The organism is Spirillospora sp. CA-128828 (genome assembly GCF_050945415.1).
Lineage (GTDB): Bacteria > Actinomycetota > Actinomycetes > Streptosporangiales > Streptosporangiaceae > Spirillospora.
Window position 1 is genome coordinate 2,227,142 of sequence record NZ_CP191986.1, and the last position, 20,343, is coordinate 2,247,484.

General features: G+C 69.6%; 14 protein-coding genes. 8 read left to right on the top strand and 6 right to left on the bottom strand.

Annotation, left to right across the window (positions count from 1 at the left end; genetic code table 11):
• The first annotated feature begins 264 nt into the window (after window positions 1–264).
• The 4 genes from ACQPXG_RS11205 to ACQPXG_RS11220 all read left to right on the top strand — a co-directional run bounded on the left by ACQPXG_RS11205 (window position 265) and on the right by ACQPXG_RS11220 (window position 8,417).
• Complete coding sequence (locus ACQPXG_RS11205) at window positions 265–3,438, top strand: ATP-dependent helicase (protein ID WP_433467581.1); 3,174 nt, start codon at window positions 265–267, stop codon at window positions 3,436–3,438.
• Window positions 3,439–3,540: 102 nt separating this feature from the next.
• Complete coding sequence (locus ACQPXG_RS11210; protein WP_433467582.1) at window positions 3,541–7,044, top strand: ATP-dependent helicase; 3,504 nt, start codon at window positions 3,541–3,543, stop codon at window positions 7,042–7,044.
• A 91-nt stretch (window positions 7,045–7,135) separates the two neighbouring features.
• Complete coding sequence (locus ACQPXG_RS11215) at window positions 7,136–7,915, top strand: class I SAM-dependent methyltransferase (protein ID WP_433467583.1); 780 nt, start codon at window positions 7,136–7,138, stop codon at window positions 7,913–7,915.
• A gap of 193 nt (window positions 7,916–8,108) precedes the next feature.
• Window positions 8,109–8,417, top strand: a complete 309-nt coding sequence (locus tag ACQPXG_RS11220; protein ID WP_433467584.1) for a hypothetical protein — start codon at window positions 8,109–8,111, stop codon at window positions 8,415–8,417.
• Window positions 8,418–8,473: 56 nt separating this feature from the next.
• On the opposite strand, the gene ACQPXG_RS11225 is transcribed toward ACQPXG_RS11220, so the two are convergent.
• Window positions 8,474–9,940, bottom strand: a complete 1,467-nt coding sequence (locus ACQPXG_RS11225; protein WP_433467585.1) for an AMP-binding protein — start codon at window positions 9,938–9,940, stop codon at window positions 8,474–8,476.
• Window positions 9,941–10,834: 894 nt separating this feature from the next.
• Between ACQPXG_RS11225 and ACQPXG_RS11230 the strand changes: the two genes are divergently transcribed.
• Window positions 10,835–12,250, top strand: a complete 1,416-nt coding sequence (locus ACQPXG_RS11230) for a DUF222 domain-containing protein (RefSeq protein ID WP_433467586.1) — start codon at window positions 10,835–10,837, stop codon at window positions 12,248–12,250.
• Window positions 12,251–12,380: 130 nt separating this feature from the next.
• Here ACQPXG_RS11230 and ACQPXG_RS11235 read toward each other — a convergent pair whose 3' ends face one another.
• Complete coding sequence (locus ACQPXG_RS11235; protein ID WP_433467587.1) at window positions 12,381–12,833, bottom strand: GNAT family N-acetyltransferase; 453 nt, start codon at window positions 12,831–12,833, stop codon at window positions 12,381–12,383.
• Window positions 12,834–13,159: 326 nt separating this feature from the next.
• Here ACQPXG_RS11235 and ACQPXG_RS11240 point away from each other — a divergent pair, with 326 nt between their 5' ends.
• The gene (locus tag ACQPXG_RS11240; RefSeq protein WP_433467588.1) at window positions 13,160–13,609 is read left to right on the top strand and encodes a hypothetical protein; all 450 of its coding nucleotides are present in this window, start codon (window positions 13,160–13,162) and stop codon (window positions 13,607–13,609) included.
• On the opposite strand, the gene ACQPXG_RS11245 is transcribed toward ACQPXG_RS11240, so the two are convergent.
• Entirely contained in the window at window positions 13,606–14,490 is an 885-nt protein-coding gene (locus tag ACQPXG_RS11245; RefSeq protein ID WP_433467589.1) for a LysR family transcriptional regulator, read from the bottom strand. The two genes, ACQPXG_RS11240 and ACQPXG_RS11245, sit on opposite strands and share 4 nt — an antisense overlap.
• Window positions 14,491–14,561: 71 nt before the next feature.
• On the opposite strand from ACQPXG_RS11245, the gene ACQPXG_RS11250 reads away from it, so the two are divergent.
• Together ACQPXG_RS11250 and ACQPXG_RS11255 are read left to right on the top strand one after the other, a co-directional pair.
• A complete protein-coding gene (locus tag ACQPXG_RS11250; protein WP_433467590.1) occupies window positions 14,562–15,413 on the top strand; it encodes a PhzF family phenazine biosynthesis protein in 852 nt (283 codons plus the stop codon).
• A gap of 38 nt (window positions 15,414–15,451) precedes the next feature.
• Window positions 15,452–16,090, top strand: a complete 639-nt coding sequence (locus ACQPXG_RS11255) for a maleylpyruvate isomerase N-terminal domain-containing protein (protein WP_433467591.1) — start codon at window positions 15,452–15,454, stop codon at window positions 16,088–16,090.
• On the opposite strand, the gene ACQPXG_RS11260 is transcribed toward ACQPXG_RS11255, so the two are convergent.
• Genes ACQPXG_RS11260 through ACQPXG_RS11270 form a run of 3 tightly spaced genes read right to left on the bottom strand, consistent with a single transcriptional unit; the run spans window position 16,053 to window position 20,319 of the window.
• Window positions 16,053–17,156, bottom strand: coding sequence for a type III PLP-dependent enzyme (locus tag ACQPXG_RS11260; RefSeq protein WP_433467592.1), 1,104 nt, complete (start codon window positions 17,154–17,156; stop codon window positions 16,053–16,055). The genes ACQPXG_RS11255 and ACQPXG_RS11260 overlap by 38 nt on opposite strands.
• Window positions 17,153–18,754 carry an IucA/IucC family protein gene (locus ACQPXG_RS11265; protein WP_433467593.1) on the bottom strand — a complete coding sequence of 534 codons (1,602 nt, stop codon included), beginning with the start codon at window positions 18,752–18,754 and terminating at the stop codon, window positions 17,153–17,155. The genes ACQPXG_RS11260 and ACQPXG_RS11265 overlap by 4 nt, the downstream gene beginning before the upstream one ends.
• Window positions 18,745–20,319, bottom strand: a complete 1,575-nt coding sequence (locus ACQPXG_RS11270; protein WP_433467594.1) for an IucA/IucC family protein — start codon at window positions 20,317–20,319, stop codon at window positions 18,745–18,747. Before ACQPXG_RS11270 ends, ACQPXG_RS11265 begins: the two co-directional genes overlap by 10 nt.
• Between the last annotated feature and the right edge of the window lie 24 nt (window positions 20,320–20,343).

Sequence of the window (20,343 nt, forward strand, 5' to 3'; positions counted from 1 at the left end):
CCCACCTCTGGGACGCGGGGCGTCCGCGTCCGTCCACGAGGGTCGTCGTAATGTGCACGATCACTCCTGCCAGGAGCAATGACGAAACCGCACATGGCGGGGACCGCGGTTTGTGCAGGCTGTCGCCGCGCCGGACGGCCCGGGCCCGCGGTGGGCGTGGGCGATCGTCCCCCTGCGGAGACGGGCCGGCGGTGGTTTTTCCCTCCCGCGACATGCGTGCGTTGTGGTCAGAACAGCCCCGGTGATCTGTTCCAATGAACTGTTGTGCCGTCTGCTTCCTACCGTCTCGTGCGCCGCGCGGGTCCCGCGCGGGCCGTCCCGCCTGTGCTCGATGAGCGGCAGCGGCGGGTCGTCGAGCATGCCGGCGGGCCGATGCTGGTCCTGGCCGGGCCGGGCACCGGGAAGACGACCACGATCGTGGAGGCGGTCGTCGACCGCATCGAGAACCGGGGCGTCGACCCGGAGCGCGTACTCGTCCTGACGTTCAGCCGTAAGGCCGCGGGGGAACTGCGGGAGCGCATCACCGGCCGCCTGCACCGGACGACGCGGACACCGCTCGCCCTCACCTTCCACAGTTACGCGTACGCCCTGATCCGGCGCGATGCCGTGCTGAACGAAGAGCCGGCTCCGCGGCTGTTGTCCGGGCCGGAGCAGTTGCTGGAGGTCCGGCGGCTGCTTGAGGGCGAGCTTGCGGACGGTGCGCGTGACTGGCCGGAGCGGCTCCGGGCCGCTCTGGCGACGCGTGGGTTCGCCGAAGAGCTGCGTGACTTCACCTTGCGCGCGATTGAGCGGCAGTACGTCGCGGAAGACCTCATCGCCCTGGGACGCATGCGCGGGCGCGACGACTGGCCCGCCATCGGCGCGTTCATGGACCGCTACGTGGACCGGTTCCTCCTCGACCCCGTCCCCACGTACGACTACGGCGAGCTGATTCACATGGCCGCGGGCATGCTCGCGGACGAGGAGGTGCGGATCCGGGAACGGGACGCCTACGACATCGTCTTCGTGGACGAGTACCAGGACACCGACCCCGCGCAGGAAGCCCTCCTGCACCACCTGGCCGGGGAGGGACGCGACCTGGTCGTGGTCGGCGACCCTGACCAGTCCATCTACGGGTTCCGGGGCGCCGACGTGCGCGGCATCCAGGAGTTCCCCGACCGCTTCCTGACTCTGGACGGTGATCCGGCGCCCGTGGTGGCGCTGCGGACGTGCCGGCGGATGGGGCCGGAGATCCTCTCGGCGTCGCGCCGGATCGCCCGGCGGCTGCCCGCCGGGTCGGCCGGTGCCGCGGAGCACCGCGCGCTGAACCCGGTGGAGGAGCTGGAGGACGGCGAAGTGCGTGCGGTGATCGCCGACTCCGAAAGCCAGGAGTCGGCGTTGGTCGCCGACGAACTGCGTCGCGCCCATCTGCTCGACGGCGTCCCCTGGTCGCGTATGGCGGTCCTGGTGCGAAGTGCCGTGCGCCAAGTCCCGGTTCTGCGTCGGGCTCTCGCGCAGGCCGGTGTGCCGGTCGTCGTCGCGGGCGACGAGGTTCCGTTGGTCGCGGAGCCGTCCGTCCGTCCTTTCCTTGTTCTGCTGCGAGCGGCGTTGAAGAAGGGCTTCCTGGACGAGGTCGTAGCGGAAGACCTGCTGACAGGGCCGCTGGGCGGTGCCGATGCGCTGTCCATGCGCCGGCTCAAGCGCGCCTTGCGCGACCTGGAGGAGCTGTCGGGTGGGCAGCGTCCGCTGGGGGAGCTTCTGGTCGCGGCCGTGGACGACGCTCGCGAGCTTGTCCTCGTCCACGAAAAGGTCCGTGCACCCGCCGAACGGATCGCGCACCTGCTCGAAGTGGCGCGGCGCAGCGTCCACGACGGCGGCACCGCCGAGGACGTGCTGTGGGCCGTCTGGCAGGAGAGCGGCAAGGCCGACGTCCTGCTTGGGCAGAGCGTCAAGGGCGGGACGCGCGGCGCGGCGGCCGACCGCGACCTCGACGCCGTCGTGGCGCTGTTCGACCATGCCGCGCGGTTCGTCGACCGGCTCCCCCAGGCGGGGCCCGAACTGTTCGTCGACAACATCGCGTCCCAGGAGATCGCCGGAGACACGCTCGCCGAGCAGGCGCCGGAAGGCGAGGCGGTCAGGATCCTCACCGCGCACCGCTCCAAGGGACTGGAGTGGGACGTCGTCGTGGTCGCCGGCGTCCAGGAGGGCGTCTGGCCCGATGTGCGGCTGCGAGGGTCCCTGCTCGGCGTCGAGGAGATGATCGAGCACGCGGCCGGCGCCGAGCCGGAAGGGGACGCCGCGGCCGGCGCCTCGATGGCCGCCAAGATGCTCGACGAGGAACGGCGCCTCTTCTACGTCGCGGTCACGCGCGCCCGCAAGCGCCTCATCGTGACGGCCGTCGGCGGCGACGACACGGAGGAACGGCCGTCCCGGTTCCTGAACGAGCTGCTCCCCGGCGCGATCGAACAGTCGCAGCTGGACGAGAAGACCCGGTGGCTCTCGCTCTCCGCGCTCGTCGCCGACCTGCGCTCCGCGGTCGCGGACCCGTCCCGTCCGGAACCGCTGCGGCGCGCGGCGGCCGGGCACCTGGCGCGCCTGGCGCGCGCGGGCGTACGCGGAGCGAAGCCGGAGAACTGGTACGCCATCACCGCGCTGTCCGACGCCGGACCGGCCTTCGCCGACGACGAGCCCATCACGATCTCTCCGTCCCAGGTCGAGGCGTTCACCACCTGCGGGCTGCGCTGGCTGCTCGCGTCGGCGGTCGGCGCGCAGGAGGGCGGGCCCAACGAGTACAGCACCATGGGCAAGGTCGTCCACGCGGTCGCCGAGATGGCCGGCGCGGACGACGGCATCGACGAGGTCCACGTCGCCGAACGGCTGGACGAGATCTGGAACGACCTGGAGTTCCGCAGCTCCTGGTACTCGGAGAAGCAGCGCGAGCAGGCCACGACGATGGTCGACAAGTTCCTCACGTGGCACCGCGACAACCCCAACGAGGTCGTCGCGCTGGAAGAGTCGTTCAAGGTCGACCTCGGCCGCGTCGTCATCAAGGGCCGCATCGACCGCGCCGAACGCGACGAGCAGGGCCGCGCGGTCATCATCGACATCAAGACGTCGTCCACCGCCGTCCCGAAGGACGACCTGGCCCGCCACCCGCAGCTCGGCGTCTACCAGTACGCGGTGATGCTCGGCGCGTTCGAGCGGCACGGGCTGATCGAGCCGGGCGGGGCCAAGCTCGTCCAGGTCGGCAAGGCCGCGTTCGCGGCGAAGGCGCGCGAACAGGAGCAGCCGCCGCCCGCCGACGACGAGGACCCCGACTGGCCCAAGAAACTCGTCGAGATCGTCGCGACGGGCATGGCCAGTGATGTGTTCCAGGCGCGGGCGAACGACAAGTGTCGCACCTGTCCCGTACGCTCCTGCTGCCCTGTGCACGACGAGGGTGGACAGGTGGGGGACTAGAGCGGCGCGGTAGGGGACCGGTGCGGTGCTGCCGTACGCTCTTGCTGCCCAGTCCATGACGGCGCGGGCAGGTTGGTGACCGGCTAGCTCGGGGGGAGTGGGGTGATCACGCCGGGAGAGCTGGCCCGGCTGCTGGAGATCCCGGAGCCGACGGATGAACAGGCCCGGGTGATCGAGGCGCCGATGGCGCCCATGGCGGTGATCGCCGGTGCCGGGTCAGGGAAGAGCGAGACGATGGCCGCACGAGTCGTGTGGCTGGTCGCGAACGGGTTCGTCCGGCCGGAGCGCGTCCTCGGGCTGACGTTCACCCGCAAGGCCGCGGCCGAACTGGGCGTGCGCGTGCGGAAACGGCTCGACAAGCTCCGCGAGGTCCTGCCCGGGGACGAACTGGAGCGGCTCGGCGGCGAAGCGCTGTTCGACGGCGAGCCGATGGTGTCCACCTACCATTCGTACGCGGCGCGGCTTTTCGGTGACCACGCCTTGCGCGAGGCCCTCGAACCCACGATGCGGCTGGTCTCGCCTGCCGTCGCCTGGCAGATCTGCTCGCGGGTGGTCGACACCTACAACGGCCCTATGGACCGCATCGACTGGCAGCCCGACACCGTCACCAAGGCCGTCATGGAACTGGCCGGCGACCTGGCGGAGCACCTGCGAACGGCCGAGGACGTCCGCAGGGTCGGGACATGGCTGGACGAGCGGATCGCCGCGGTGAAGAAGCCGCTCAAGGCGCAGCGCGACATCCTCGCCAAGCACGCCGTCCGCGAACAGCTCATGCCGCTCATCGACGCGTACGGGCGCGCCAAGGCCGACCGTGAGGTCATCGACCACGGCGACCAGATGGCCCTCGCCGCCCGCATCGCCTACAAGCATCCCGAGGTCGGGATGATCGAGCGATCGCGGTTCTCGGTCGTCCTCCTGGACGAGTACCAGGACACCAGCCAGGCGCAGCTCGTCCTGCTGCGCTCCCTGTTCGCCGACGGGCACCCCGTCACGGCGGTCGGCGACCCGTGCCAGTCGATCTACGGGTGGCGCGGCGCGAGCGCCGGGAACCTGCTGCGGTTCGCCTACGACTTCCCCACGCAGCCGGGGGTCGCCGGCGGCCGCCCGGTGCCCGCGCCGGTCGTCCAGCTGAGCCGGTCGTTCCGGAACGGCGAGCAGATCCTGGAGGCGGCGGCCAGGGTCCAGGAGGAGCTCCGGGCAGAGACCAAAGCCGTCCCCCGCCTCATTCCGGGCGCCGGACGGGAGGGCCGCGGACGCGTCGAATGCGCGCTCCTCCCCACCGTCGAGGACGAGGCCGACCGCATCGCCGCGCGCATCGCCGCGCTCATGTCCGCCGACCCCGAGACCTCCCCGGACGGCGCGCCACAGGCCGAACCGCTCCAGTACTCCGACGTCGCCGTCCTCGCACGGAAACGGTCGCAGTTCCCGCTGATCCGGCGGGCCCTGGAGGCCCGCGGCATCCCGGTCGAGGTCGTCGGGCTCGGCGGGCTCCTCACCGTCCCCGAGGTACAGGACGTCGTCGCCACGCTGCGCGTCATGCACGACCCGACCGCCGGGGCGTCCCTCGCCCGGCTGCTCACCGGCCCCCGCTGGCGCCTCGGCCCCCGCGACCTCGTAGCCCTCGGCCGCCGAGCCCGCACCCTGGCCCAGGAGACGACCCGCGACGTCACCCCCCCAGAAGCGGCACAGGGTGTCGCGTCCCCGGAGGTGGCGCAGGGTGTCGCTTCACCGGGCAACCCGCGGGATGTCACCCCGGCAGAGGTGGCGCGGGGTGACGATCCAGCGGAGACCGGGCGGGGTGTCGCCGCAGTGGAGGCCGTGTCCGGCGTGGAACTGCCCGAGGGGCCTTCCGGTGAGGGCGCGGGGCCTGTCGCCGATCCGCTTCGGGCACTCGTCAGTGAGCTGAACCAGGAGACCGGCAGCCTCGTCGACGCGCTCGACGACCTCGGCGCGCCCGAGGCGTACTCGCCCGAGGGATACGGACGGCTGCGGCGCCTGCGCGACGAGCTGCGCATGCTGCGGAGCCAGGTCGGCCTGCCGCTGCCCGACCTCGTCAACGAGGTGGAACGCGCGCTCGGCCTCGACATCGAGGTCGCCGCGCGGTCCGGTCTCGACCCGGTCACCGCCCGCGCCGACCTCGACGCCTTCATCGACGCCGCCGCGACGTTCGCCGGCGACGCCGAAGACCCGACGCTCGGCGCGTTCCTCGCCTACCTCAAGGCGGCCGAGACCGAGGAGTTCGGGCTGGAGGCGGGGCGGGTCGGGGAGACCGACAGCGTCAAGCTCCTGACCGTCCACGCGTCCAAAGGGCTGGAATGGCCGGTCGTCGTCGTCCCTGGCCTGTCGTACGTCCCGCAGAAGAACGGCGCCCCCGCCAAAGGGTCGATCTTCCCGTCGCCGCCGCAGAACGCGACCCGCTGGACGGCGAATCCGCGCGTCCTGCCGTTCATGCTGCGCGGCGACCGCGCCGACCTGCCCGCGCTGAACGGGCTGGAGAAGGACGACCTCGCCACGTTCGACCAGGCGTGCTCCGAACGCGACCTCCGGGAGGAGCGGCGGCTCGCCTACGTGGCGGTCACGCGCGCGTCCAGCCTGCTCATCACGACCGGCTACTGGTGGGGTGCGTCGGGACGCCCGCTCGGGCCGTCCCCGTTCCTGGAAGAAGTACGGGCGGTCTGCGTCGCCGGGGCCGGGTCCGTCGCGATGTGGGCCGCCCCTCCGGAGGAGGGCGCCGAGAACCCGCTGCTCGCCGACCCCGACGAGGCGCACTGGCCCGCTACCCCCGGGGAACGCGGCCATTCGGACATCTCGGCCCGAGAACGGTATGAGGCGGTCGTCGAAGCCGCCCGCATGGTCGAGGACGAGATGGCCGGGCGGACACGGCACTGGGCGGGGGACGCCGGGCTGTCCGACGCCGACCGGGGCCGCATGACCGCGTGGGCGCGCGACGTCGAACTGCTGCTCGCCGAACGCGACCGGGGACGCGGCGGCGACGGGCTGCTCGTCGAACTGCCCGCGCACCTGTCGGTGTCGTCGCTGGTGTCGCTCGCGCGCGACCCGGCCGCGCTGGCCCGGCAGATCCGCCGGCCCATGCCGCGTCCGCCCGCCCCGTACGCCCGGCGCGGCACCGCCTTCCACGCCTGGCTGGAGAGCCGCTGGGGGCAGCAGCGCCTCCTCGACCCGGACGAACTGCCCGGCGCCGCCGACGAGGGCGCCGCCGACGACTCCTACCTCGCGCGGCTGCGTGACCGCTTCGAGGAGTCGGAATGGGCGGCGCGGGAACCGCTCGACATCGAGGTTCCGTTCGAGACCATCATCGGCGACCGGCTGATCAGGGGCCGGATGGACGCCGTGTTCCGGTCGCCGGGCGGCGGATACGAGGTCGTCGACTGGAAGACCGGTTCCCCGCCGTCCGGGGATGAGGCGCGCTTCGTCTCGGTGCAACTCGCCGCATATCGGCTTGCGTGGGCCGAATTGACCGGAGTGGACGTCTCACAGGTCAGCGCCGCATTCCACTACGTCAGCGCCAATATCACCGTCCGGCCAGCGGATCTCCTGGACGCGTCCGGCCTCGCCGCCCTTCTGGAGAACGTCCCGGCCGCCTAAAGGGTTTGCTGATTGTTGAAGGGTTTGTCACTGCCTCTGTTCACCGTGCGTGGTTTCGGGGATGATCCGTGCAACCATCCGAGGAGGCGACGTGACGGTGACCCATGACGAGAAGGTCGTACGGGAGTTCTCCAAGCAGGCGGCCGGGTTCGCTGACCCAAGGCTGAACGCCGCGTTCACCCGCCACCTGGACCGGCTTGTCCGGTTCATGGACCCGGAACTCGACCAGGAGGACGTCGTGCTGGAGGTCGCCGCCGGCACCGGCATCGTGTCCCGCGCGATCGCCCGCCGCGTCCGGCACGTCACGGCCCTCGACCTCACGCCCGCGATGCTCGCCGAAGGCAAGCGGAGCGCCGACCACGCCGGCCTCACGAACGTCACCTTCGCGCACGGGGACGCCACCGCCATGCCCTACCTCGACCGGTCGTTCACGCTGGTCGTCACGCGCTTCTCGCTGCACCAGGTCGCCGACCCGGAGGCCGTCGTGAAGGAGATGGTCCGGGTCAGCCGGCCCGGCGCCGCCCTGATCATCGCCGATCTCGTCCGTCCGGCTGGCCTGGACGGGGACCTCGACCGCATCGAGCGGCTCCGCGACCCCTCGCACGGGACCGCGCTCACCGAGTCGCGGATCGCGGAACTCGTCACCTTGGCGGGGGCGGAGGTCAAGCGCGCCGAGAGGTTCGACCACAGCCGCCCGCTTGACCCGTGGCTGGACTTCTCGCATACCCCGGCGGACGTCGCCGCCCAGGTCAGGCGGGAACTGGAGGACGAGCTGGCGGGCGGGCCGGTCACCGGCATGCGTCCGAGCATGCGCGACGGCGTGCTTCATTTCACGCATTCGTACCTTTTCCAGCAGGCGATCGCCGGCTAGTCCCGGTTCGGGGGCTCGCTGCACGGGAGCCCCGTCCCGGGGAGTCCCGTTTGGGTCTCGTTGGGCTCGTCTCGCTTGGGTCGTCTCGCTTGGTTCGGCTTGTCGGCTCATCTCGGGTTCGTTCTGCTGGATTCTCGTTTCGTTTCGAGCAAACGTTCGACGTGGGTCGCTCGCATGTTCTAGGTTGTCGAACATGGGTTCTAGCAACGTGCGCTCCCTCGATCGCAAGCCTGCCGCGCTGGCGATGCGCATCGGCGTCGTCGCGGCCGAGGCCGCCCTCGCCACCTTCGCCCGCAACCTCGACCTGGACGACCTCGCGGACGGCGTCGACTTCCAGGGCGCCATCGGCCCCGCCGAATGGCCGGTGTTCTCCCTGGTGATCGACACTCTCGCCGAGGCCGGGCCGGGCGACCTGCGAACGCTGGACGAGCGTCGTGCCGACGCGCTCAACGACCTCGCCCGCATCTGCATGGCCGCCAAGAACCGGGCCGGCGCGGCCTGACCCCGTGACCGGGCACGCCCGGGACCTCGCGGCCTTGGGCCCGGGCGTTCCCTTCGTCAGCGGCCGAGGGCGCGCGTCTTGATCTTGCCGGTGCTGGTGCGGGGGAGCTCCCGGACGAACCGGACGTCCCGCGGGACCTTGTACCGGGCCAGGCGCTCCTTCACGTACGCCTTGAGATCGTCTTCGGTGACCGTCGCGCCCTCGTTCCTGACCACGTGGGCGGCGAGCCGCTGGCCGAACCGCTCGTCGTCCACCCCGGTCACCGACACCTCGGCCACGTCCGGGTGGCCGCCGAGCAGGTTCTCGACCTCGCCGGGGAACACGTTCTCCCCGCCCGAGACGATCATGTCGTCGGCGCGGCCGTCGATGAACAGCCGTCCCGCCCCGTCGAAATGGCCGAGGTCGCCGGTGCCCGTGAGGCCGTCCCGCACCCGCTTGCCGCCGCCACCGGTGTAACCGGCGAACCGCAGTCCGCCGCCGGTGTAGATCTCACCGGTCTCGCTCGGCGGCAGTTCCCGTCCGTCCTCACCGAGGATCTTGATCGTGAGCCGGAAGGACGGCTTCCCGACCGTGCCGGGCGCGTCCCGCAGATCCTGCGGCGTCGCGATCGTCGCCCACCCGGTCTCGGTCGCGCCGTACACGTTGATGAGCATGTCGCCGAACGCGTCCATGAATGCATCGGAGAGGTGTGGATGCAGCGCTGAGCCGCCGCAAACGACGACGCGGAGGGACGGTGTTCGCGGCGCGTCCTCCACGTCCAGAATGCGCTGCAACATGACGGGCACCGCGACCAGCGTTTCCGCCTTGCAGTCCGCGATCCTCTCCAACGTCCGCCGGGCGTCGAAACGGCGGGACAGGACGAGCGGCATGCCCATTCCGAGCCCGACCGTCGTGTAGGCGAACCCGAGCATGTGGAAAAGCGGCGGCGCGATGACGATCGGCGCCCCGGAACGGACCGGGACCCGCATCAGATGACTGAGCGCCGCTGGGAGGAGCGACGAGACCGACAGGTCGTGGCGAGCGCCCTTCGGAGTGCCGGTCGTTCCCGACGTCATCACGATGACGTTGCTCGTGCGGTCGGGCTTTGCCGGTTCGGGGTCGGTCTCGGCGATCAGGATGTCGATCGTCTCGGAACCGGTGTTCTTGGTGGTGTCGGAGTTTTCTGCCCAGGCGATCAGGCGGGTTCCGGTGAATTTCGAAGTGTCGACTGTCTGGCCGAATTCCTCGTCGTGGACGAGTAGTTCGATGCCTTCACGCTGGACGACCTGTCCCAGTTGGGTGGCGGAGAAGTCGGTGTTCAGCAACACGACGTCATTGCCCAGGCGGGACGCGGCCAGAAGTGTCTCAACAAAGCCCCGGTGGTTCCGGCACAGAACTCCGACTCTGCCGTTGCCTCGTGTGCCGGCGAGGCGGCTTCTCAGGGCTGTGGCCAGCGCCGCTGCTCGTTGTTCGAGTTCCGCGTAGGACAGCGCGCCGCGTTCATCGATCAGCGCCGTACGGTCGGGGAATCGCAGCGCGGACATCGCGCCTATCGTCGCCGGGACCGGTCCGAACCGCACGTAGGGGAGCGGAAGCCGCGCAGCCCGATCGGGGCGGACGGGGCGCATGACCCCGGCGTCCCGCATGGCACGGGTCGCTCTGACTCCAAGACTCGCGACGGAACGCACCCGGTCAAGCAACTGCACGCGTCTCCTGTTCGGGGGTGTCGGGCTCGCGTGGACGAGTCTGGCATACCCGGCTTCGTGCGAGATATTTGCCGGTGTGCGGTGTCGTTTGCGCTCAGGGCCGCTGTCGCCTTGGGGCTGGCGCGCCCCTTTCCGGCGCGTGCGTGGCCGGGGTCTCTTTTTCTATCGGTTTTAGTGTGGTTGCCGTGGGTGGACGGCTGAGGTGGCCTTCCGAAGGCTGCTGCGCTCGTTTCCCTTGTCGCCGGTTGCTGTCACGTTGGTTGCGGTGGTCGGCTGGTGATGGGTGATTCTGTTTCGGTTGGGTGCGTGGTTGCTGCCGGTGCCGCGCTGCGCGCGGCAAAGGCGGCGGCGAGGAGGGATTGTGGCTCGGGTTGTCGGTGATGGCGTGCGCTGGCCGCTGTACCCCGCGCTGTCCTTCACCCAGACACAAAACGCCTGCCTACGACCGCAACCAACGTGACAGCAACCGGGCGGATTGGAGACATGCGCGCTGTGCTGCAGAGGTCACCTCAGCCGTCCACCTGCAGCAACCACACTTACTCCGATAGAGCCGTCCCCGGCCATGCGCTGACCGGTGGATGATCAGGAACTGCAACCAGGCACGATTTTTTAGTCTTTATAGAAAAAAGATGTGAGGATAATGTTGCTTGTCCGGATTGCCGGATCGTCATTGTCCTTGCATTGTCTTATAATTATGGGGAGTTGAAGTCGGGGGGGTGAATCGTCGTGTCAGTGTCGAGCGAAATCGTTGATCGCCAGCGTGAATGGCAAGACCGAACGTGGTTCCCGCCTGGCCCTCAATTGGCGATCTGTCTTTCCGGCGGGAAGGAACGCCTCGCCGACCTCACGGACGACGAACTTCTCCAGGTGGCTGCCGCCGCCCGCCGTCAGACGTCCTGGGCCCAGGCCCGCGAACTGGCCGCCATCGCCGAACTTCAGCAGCGTCGTACCGGCGCCGAAGTAGACGGCGACCCCGATTACCGCGTTCTGTCCGCGCACGAGGCGGTCACCGAAGAGGTCAGCGCGGCCCTGAGCGTCACCGGCAACGCTGCCGCGACCCTCGTTCACCTCGCCGAGCGCCTCGTCGGCCCACTGGCCGCCACCGGTGCCGCACTTGAAGCCGGACGAATCGACCTGTCCAAGGCCCGCGCTATCAGCGCCGCCACCGAGACCCTTCCCGACGAGGCCGCCGAGAAGGTCGAAGCGGCCGCTCTGGAGAAGGCGTCCACCCAGACCACCGGGCAACTCCGCCGCCGGATCAAACGGCTGGCGGAGCGGCTCGCGCCCGAGGCGGTCGAGGAACGCAAGCGTGAAGCGGTGCGGCAGCGGCGGCTGGAGATATGGGACACCCCGTCCGGCACCACCGATCTGGCCCTGTGTGACCTGGCCGCCGAGGACGCCCACGCGATCTTCAACAAGATCACTGCTGCCGCGCAAGGCCTCAAACATGACGGCGATCCCCGGCCCTTGAACCTCATCCGCACCGACCTCGCCACCCAACTCCTGTACGGCGCCGACCTCCCCGCCGCCCTACGTGCCCTCCTCACCCCACCACCCGATGACCTCCCGACCGCCCACCGCACCGTCGGGCATGGGTGTGAAGGACGAACCGATGCGGCGGAGTCGGCTTCTAGCTCTCCGAGCATCGCTGACGCCGCCGAACCGGGTGGGCGTTCCGTGGCGGGCGATGGTGTGTTCGTGTCGGAGTTGGTCGACCGGATCGAGCGGCGGCTTGCGCACGTGCGTGACCATGTTCAGCCTGAGCGACTGCCCATCGCCATTCGACGGGCCGCGCAACGCATCCACCAGGAGCTCGCCGGAGCTCGTGACGACGCCTGCCGAGGGCGCGATGAACGGCACGGGCGGCCCGGGTATCGACCGCCCGCCGCACTGCGCCTGGAAATAGAGGCTCGGCACGCCACCTGTGTGTTCCCCACCTGCAACCAGCCGGTCCATCGATGCGACATCGACCACACCATTCCCTGGCGGCCCGGCACCACCTGCCGATGCAACCTTGCTCCACTCTGCAGACGGCATCACAGGTTGAAGCAGACACCGGGCTGGAAACTCCATCAGGTCTGGCCCGGAATCCTTCTCTGGATCACACCATCCGGCGCCTGGTACATCGTCCGCTCCGACCGACGCTGATCGCCCCTGTCCCCACCCCACCGGCCCGTCCACTCATCCGACCGCCACGACCAACTAGCCCGTGTTAAATGCTTGGTGTCGTGGTCGAGGACGCCGTGCGCAATGGGCGATACCTGTGGATCACTTCTGGTCACGGCCGGGTGTAGCGCATCCTGATCTTGGTCTGGTCGTCGCCGTGACGTGCTACTTCCTGCAGGCCGAGTCGCTGGTAGAGGGCGTAAGCGCGGTGGTTGACCGCCAGTACGTCCAGGACCAGGTCCTGACCTTGCCGGTCGGCCTGGTGCAGCAGTGCGGTGACGAGGTGGGTGCCGATGCCGCGTCCTTGATGGGCGGGATGGATCTCGATCCGACCAAGGTAGATCTCGCCGGGACGGTGTTCGACGCTGAGAACGCCGACATCGTCCCCATCGGCGGTGATGATCTGCCAGTGGCCGGGGTCGAACGCGTGCGCATGAAAGTCCCGCTGGTCTTGTTCGTCCCATCCCCAGAGCGCGGTGACGTAGTCGCCCATGGCGGCCTTGTGCAGCTGGAAGCAGAACTCGTTGTCGGTGGCCGCGGCCGGTCGTAGCCCGATGGCGGTCACACGGCCTCCTTGCCGGGTCGTTCGACGAGAATGCTCGGTCCCGGCGACAGGATCGCTAAGGACAACCGCTTACGTCCACCAATGATCACGTCTAGGCGGCCGCTTGGTGTTCGGCCGGGGCCGGGGTTGTGCGGGCAGCGCTTCGTCAGCGCCATCCAACTGGGCTGCTCGGAACGTCCGGCCCCCGTTGCGCGGCTGCGTGCCGGCGGGCTCCGGTTTCATTCAGGTTTAAGCGGTGCCTGAAAGGCGGGTGCCGTGCGGAAGCGGGAGCGATTTCAATCTCCTTTAGTCGGACAACCGGCACGTTCTCTGATGGGGGAGATTCCATGAAGTTGCGAACCACGGCTGCGCTCACGGCATTGGTGGCGGCGTCCGGTCTCGCCACTGTCGTGTCCACGGCCGGGCCCGCGTCGGCCGCCGGCGGCTGGCATTGTGTGAGGAACAGCGACTCGCACGACGGCGACCCGGGCGGTATCTCAGGCGGGGTGGCCCGCCAATGGAAGAAGACCGACGCTTACGCGAACGCGGCCTTCAACGCCAAGGGAGAGCATTTCGGTCTTCTCAACGCGACGTCCACCTCGGTCACGGCCAAGCTGTACGTCGAGCACCAGCCGAACGTCTTCGAGCTGAACTGGGAACTCAAGCTCCCGAAGCCGCCGAATGGCGGCGCCTCGATCGCGAAGAAGGACCGGGACCTGCCGGAGGGCCTCCGGGTCTACGTCGTGGTGTCCATTCACAAGCGGGGCAGCTGCAAGAGCCCGATCCTGGTCAGCTAGAAGCGGGGGATCGATGCGGTGAGGGTCGCGTGGACGGCCTGGACGGCGGGGGATCGCCATCTGGACGAAGGTTCCGCGAGCCACAGGTGCTGCTCGGCCAGCCCCGCCGGTGGCCGCAGTTCGACAAGGCGGCCGTCGGCGAGTTCGTCCGCGACCGTCACCGTCGGGAGCAGCGACACGCCGAGGCCTGCGGCGACGCATCGTTTCGCGACCTCGATGCCGCCGAAGCGGGGCAGGGACATCGTGGGATCGGACGAGGCGATCAGCCCGGCGAGTTCGTCGCTGTAAGAACAGCCCTCCTCCAGCAGCAGCACGCCGGTCGTGGCCAGTTCCGCCGGCGTCACGGGACGGTTCCGTGGAAGGTCGCTGGTGCTCGCGGCGACAAGAGACAGTTGCTGGACGCCCAGATCCACCAGATCGACGCCCGGCGGGTTCAGCGAAGGTTCGAGGACGAGCGCCAGGTCGGCGCGGCGGTCGGCGAGAGCGGCCAACGCCTTCCGCGTGGCGGCGGGGAACAGCGACAGGCTCACGTCCGGGAGCTTCGCGCGCAGCTCGGGCAGGGCCGGTGCCAGCCAGTAGGCGCACACCGACTCCGGCGCCCAGAGCCGGATCGGGCCGGACGGCTCGGTGGCGGCGAGTTCGGCGAGCATCCGCTCTTCCAGGTCCAGGATCTGGCGGGCGTGCTCGGCGAGCAGCGAACCGGCGCGGGTCGGGGAGACCCCGGCGGGATGCCGGTCGAGCAGCGGCGTCCCGACCAGGCGCTCCAGCGTCTGGATGTGCGTCGTGACCGTGGACTGCACGAACCCCAGTTCCGCGGCCGCGGCGGTGATCCCCCCGGCCCGCAGGACGGTGAGGAAGCTGTTCAGAAGACGCGTTTCCATCGATCATCCCGATGTGATTCATCAAAATTCATCGTTGGACGCGATGGTAGCCGCGGCGGCAGACTGCCGTCATGAACAACCCGGCTTTGCGCTACACCGCCTTCGACGTGGACGGAGATGGCGGCAACCCGGCCGGCGTCGTCCTGGACGCACGGGAGATGGACGCCGCGCGGATGCAGAAGATCGCCGCCGAGATCGGATACTCCGAGACAGCCTTCCTGCTGGACGAGGGGGAGGCGGGCGAGCGCCGCTACAGAATCCGATACTTCAGTCCGCTGGCAGAGGTCGCCTTCTGCGGGCACGCGACGATCGCCACCGCCGTCGCGCTGGCCGAGCGGCAGGGAACCGGACGGCTCCGGCTCGTCACCTCGGCCGGAGAGGTCGGGGTCGAGACACGGCAGGCGGACGGCCGGATCCTCGCCACCCTCACCAGCGTCACCCCCAGCGTTCGCGACATCGGCGAAGCCGATCTCGCCGCTGCGCTGGAGGCCCTGCGCTGGGACGCCGCGCAACTCGACGCCGCGCTTCCGCCGCGCATCGCCAACGCGGGCAACGACCATCTGATCCTCGCCGCGTCCTCCCGTGCGCGGCTCGCCGACCTCGACTACGACCAGGAGGCGCTCGGCGACCTCATGGCACGTCTCGGCTGGACGACCGTCCACCTCGTCTGGCGGGAAGGCGGCACGGTCTTCCACGCGCGCGACCCGTTCCCACCCGGCGGAGTCGTCGAGGACCCCGCCACGGGTGCCGCCGCGGCGGCCTTCGGCGGATACCTGCGCTCGCTCGGCCTCGTCCGGCCTCCGGCGCGGATCACCATCCACCAGGGGGAGGACATGGGGAGGCCCAGCCGGCTGCTCGTGGACGTCCCGCCCGGAGACGGCGGGATCGAGGTGAGCGGAACGGCCGCCCCGATCGGCGGCTGACGGACCGCCGGCGATCACTCGTCGCGTAGCGTCGTGTCATGCCGCATCCGACCGCCGCCGTGACCGCCGACGATCTCGACCTGGCCGTTCGGCTTGCCGTCGCCACGTTGCGCGAGGCCCCCGCCGACGCCTGGGACGCCAAGGCCGGGACACTCGAATGGACGTGCTGGGAGACCGTCGAGCACCTCGGCGACGACCTCTTCGCCTACGCCGCTCAGCTGGGGCCGGGGACGCGGCCCATGGACGGTGAGGTGCCGTTCGTCTGGGAGAGCCGGCGCCCCGGCGGTCCCGCGAACGTGATCCATGCGAACCGTGACGCCGGGCCCGCCGGCCTGCTGCAGGTGCTTGAGGCGTGCGGCGGGCTGCTGGTCGCCATGGTCCGCACCGTCTCCCCGGACGTCCGCGCCCACCATGTCTTCGGCGCCGCAGACGCCGAGGGGTTCGCAGCCATGGGAATCCTGGAGACGGTCGTCCACACCCATGACCTGGCGGAGGGGCTGGGGCTGCCCTGGAAGCCGCCCGCCGACCTTTGCGCGCGCGTGCTGGGACGCCTGTTTCCGGACGCGCCGCACGATACGGAGCCGTGGCCGACATTGCTGTGGGCCACCGGGCGTGGAGAGCTTCCCGGACGTCCGCGCCTTACGTCCTGGCGCTGGTATGGCAGTCCTCGCCCGTGAGGTAGTGGAAACTCGGCTTCGGGTGCATGAGGAAGTCGTGGTGGGAGATGTTCCACGCGTAGGCGCCCGCCATGGTGAAGGCGATGATGTCGCCGGGGGCCAGGGGCGGGACGGGGACGTTGCGGGCGAAGACGTCCTTGGGAGTGCATAGCTGCCCCACCAGGGTGACCGGGCTTTCTGGCCCTGTTGTTGTGAGGACCTTGAAGGGCTGGTCGTGGCCTTTTGTTACGGGGGTTCTCAGGTGGTGCGTGCCGCCTCTGAGGATGACGTAAGTCTCGCCTCGGGTCGTTTTCACGTCTAGGACGTCGGTGACGTACCAGCCGTGGTAGGCGGTTATGGCGCGGCCCGGTTCGATGCGGATGGTGGGGCTTGCGGGGAGCTTCTGCCCGTAGTCAGCCCAGTCGAAGAGGGCGTCGGGGTCGGCGTAGTCGACGGCCATTCCGCCGCCGATGTTCAGTTCGGGGTCGTCGACGCCTTGGGCCTCCAGCCAGGGGAGCGCCCAATCGGCGATCTGGCCGGCCAGGTCCAGTATGGCGGGGGCGTCCAGGCCGGAGGCCAGGTGGGCGTGAACTCCTCGCAGGTCGATGTGCGGGATCTCCGATATGCGGCGGGCGCATTCGTTGAGTGCGTCCTCATCCATGCCGAAGGGGCCGCTCATGGTCAGGGCGGCGTTCGGGGTGTTCAGGGGGAGGTTGGCGCGGAGGAGCACGCTGGCCGGTCCGGCTATGTGAGAAAGTTCGCGTGGGCTTTCCACATGAATGCGGTCGACGTTGAGTGTGTCGGCCAGGTGTAGTTCTTCGGGGGTTTTGCCTGGGCCGCCGAAGGCGATGCGGATGTCGGGCAGAGTTTTCCTGACGTGAGCCAGTTCGCCGCCGGATGACACCTCTATGCCGTCCACGTGGGGAGCCAGTGTCCGGAGGATTTCGGCGTCCGGGTTGGCCTTGGCGGCGTAGAAGAGTTCGGTGTTCGGGAGGGTGGCCCGAACGGCGCGGATGTGGGCTTCCAGTCCTGGCAGGTCGTAGAGGTAGGCCGGGTAGCCGGCGAGGTTCAGCGCGTATTCGTTCATAGCGGTCTGGGCGCGGCCAGCGGGTTCGGGACGGGGACGTAGGTCGCTCCTCGGTCGGCCGTCCGGGACCAGCGGGTGCGGAGGTTCGCCTTGGCGGGCAGCGGGACTCCGGCTAGCAACGCCCTTACCTGCGGATGGTGGTCGTGGGCGGCGAAATGCTTTCTCGCTCTGCGCCAGAGCGTTTCCTCCAGGGACGGGTGGAGGTCGGCCACTGCGGCGGCTATCTCGGTGAGGTGGTTGACGAGCAGGCAGTAGACGACTCGGTTCCAGCCTCGCTCGGGGCCGTAGGTGAGGGCATCGGTCACGCGGGCGGGGAGATGCGTCAGGTCCCAGCGTCCTGCGGTCAGTTTGGTGCCTTCCAGGTCGCGGAACGCGGCGTGGATCGGCATTCCGTCAGCGTCCACGCAGATGAGTACGTTCTGAAGGTGCGGCTCTAGGACGATGCCGTGGTCGAGGTAGGCGCTCAGTACGGGCGGCGCAACTTGGGCTACGTAGGCGTCCCACCAGGCTTGGGCGCCGTCCTGGGTCGACAAGGCGGGCAGGTCTGCGAGGAACGCGCTGTAGGGGTCGGCCAAGGCGCCCGCCAGAAGCGGAGTGCCTGGTAGAGACTTGATGCCCTGCCGCAGAATCACCCCAAGGCCCTCGTACAGGCGGCGGTCGGGGAGGGTGAGGCTGCGGTAAGCGGGTTCCGCGAGGAAAGTCGAGTTCAGCTTTCCGAAGATGGGGTGCAGTAGCTCATTGAGGGCTATCGCGCCGGTCAGTTCGTACCAGGCGTTCTTGCGGACGCAGTTGGTGATGCGCACGTCCAGGCTGAACTTGCAGAACACGTCGGCGTCCGGCAGATACGCGGTGCGGACGGACGAGGTGGGGACCGCGTCAGTCTCGGACGCGCCCAGGTTGAGCAGCAAGCCGTCTGCCAAGGCCTTCCGCAGAACGGGATTGTCCGCCAGCAAGGAGAACTGCCAAGGATGGACGGGGAGCAGCCGGCGACCCCGAGGCGCGGCCGGCCCATGAGCCTCCAGAGCCGCGAACGCGTCCGGGTCCCCTTCTTCGGCGATGAGGTGCTCCGGGACGCCCAGCCACAATGGACGAAAACGGGCCCGGGTCTCTGGTGCGTACCGGAGCCATTCGGCAGGCAACCCTTGGCGGGCCTTCGGGGACGGGTGGAAACGGTGCCCCGCGACAAGTGACTGCTCTGAGTCGATATAGGGATCGCCCGAGGGTTCGGCGCGGCCGGCGATGATGGAGGTCAGCGCACGGTGGCTGTCGTCCACCTGGGTGAGGAATTCGGGGTTCGGGCGGCCGGTCGCGAGTTCCAGTTCACCTGCGACCAGATTCGCCAGCCTGTCCCACGGAGCGGGTATCCAGTCGTCCCCGCGACGCTCCTCGTAGGGCGGCGACAGGCGGTAGGTAGGGCCCGACGGGGGGCGAGCCAGGCCCGCACGCAACACGACACCCGCCCGGGGGAGGCGGACCACAAGGTGAGCGCCGTCCGGCCACGTCTGCTCTTCGGGCGCGCACACCTCCCGGACCAGGCAGTTGAGCAGCGCGGTGGAGGTGGCGTCGTCGGCGCCGACGGCGGGTTCGGTCAGAAGCACGTCGCGTCCCGTAGGTAGTTGGGCCCTGGTGGGCCGTAGTGCTTGTTGATGTCGGCCGCGCCGGTCCTCGCCTTGTCGACGAGAGTCCCGGCGGTGAGCATGGCCTTGCCTGGCAGCGTGGCGGCCTCCAGTGTCCGGCTGCGCAGGAACGCGTCCTCCGGCCCGAGCGCCTCGTCGAGCCGCTCCCGGATCATCCGCAGGCCGGTGCGCCACGGGAGCAGGCCACGCTCGGCCAGGCCCAGTGCGGGCGCGGCCGCGCACAGGTGCAGCGTGATGGTGACGAAGACACGGGCGAGCGTTTCGGGGTCGGAGGTCGTCATCCGGCGGTCGATGAGGTCGCGCGGGTCCGTGCCGGGGGACGGGGCGAGACGTTCGCGGAGCCGGGACGGGTCGATCATCGCGCCATCGTTGTCTTTGATGAGCAGGCGAAGTGGCGAGTCGTCCAAGACGAGGGCCACGTTCTGCTGGTGAGCCTCTAGCGCGATGCCGTAGCGGAACAGTGTGACGTTCCAGGAGAACAACGCTGACAGGTACGCGCCGAAGAGGGCTTCGACGTCCCAGCGTTCGATCACGTAACCGTTGTCCGGGGCCTCGGCAAGTAGCGCTGCGACAGGGACGACGTGCGCGCGGGCAGTGTCGGCTGGGAAACGCCGCACCATGTAACCGAGAAGCGGGTCGTCGGCGTGCCCATAAGTCTGTTCGTCGGCGAGAAGCACGGGAAGCACTGGTTCTTGTAAAAGGACCTGGCGCAGGACGCGTTCCACGAGCGCGCCGTCCGGGAGGGTGCCCGGCATGATGGTGCGCTTGTTGCGGAGGCCGAGAGTGCTGGTCGGAAGCGGCATCTTCAGGTGGCCGAGAGGCGCGGCGGCCACGGTCCGCATCGACAGCGTGGGTGTGACCTGAAGGTACGGGCCGGATGCGAGGACCACGCCAGGCCGGGCACGAACCTGCCGCACCGCGAGCGGATGGACGGGGAAAAGCGCGTCGGCCGAGGCCAGGCCCACGTCGGCCGGGGTCGGCCACCAACCGGGAAGCGTCCCGGCGAGGGTCGCGTGGCGTACCGAAGCCCAGCGCAGCGGGAACGACGGGGCGAACTCCGGCGCGTAGCGGCTCAGATCGGTCATGGACAGCCCGGCACGGCTCCGGCCGGTCGGGTGTACCGGATGGTCGTTGTAGGCCGCCAGCGTCTCGTAGAACGTGCCAGGGCCCGTCCGCAGCTCGTCCGGGAGCCGTCCGAGCCGCCGGTGCACGGCCGGGCGCGCGTCGTCGTGGAGCTTGGCCGTCGCCAGCGCGTCCAGGCATTCGCGTTCGAAGGCGGCCGTGTCGTCGCGAGGATCCGCCACCATGCGGACGGCGTGGAAGACGTCGCTCAGCCTTAACCGCTCCTCAGGAGCCACGACGAGTTCGGAGAGAAAGGCCGGGCGCGCCTCGGCGAGGCGCACACGACGGCCGGGAAGCTTCAGGGTCCGGTCCGTGATGAAGCGCCTCAGACCCGCGTAGTCCTCGCGTAGAAGCGCGTCCAGGACGCCGGCCGCGAGCGGGCCTTCGACGTCGTCAGCGGTCACGTGATCGTCCAGTTGTGGGCCGCC